We start from the raw sequence: 249 nt of genomic DNA on the forward strand, positions 1-249 counted from the left end.
TTAGTAAACAAGCAATTTATCTATTAGCAATAAAAGCTTTACTGAATAGGCAACGCATAGCGGGTGTCATCATGATGCTGAGTCGCAGGCTTCGATACCAAAAAGCCGCCGCGTCCTAAACCACCAAAGCCATCCTCAGATAACGACAAAGGGCTAATATATTGCTTATCTAATTCCAGCTGCATCTCGACCGCCAAGCTCACACCGCACCATTTACGAATAAAATCGATAATGAGGCGATACATATCC

Annotated in this window: 1 pseudogene; it reads right to left on the reverse strand. The window is 43.4% G+C overall.

The features are described from left to right. Nucleotides 1-38: 38 nt before the first annotated feature. Nucleotides 39-249, reverse strand: a pseudogene (locus AAEY75_RS16410) (hypothetical protein); the annotation flags it as partial.

Origin of the sequence: Psychrobacter sp. TB55-MNA-CIBAN-0194 (genome assembly GCF_040309505.1) — a bacterium.
GTDB classification, from domain to species: Bacteria; Pseudomonadota; Gammaproteobacteria; order Pseudomonadales; family Moraxellaceae; genus Psychrobacter; species Psychrobacter fozii.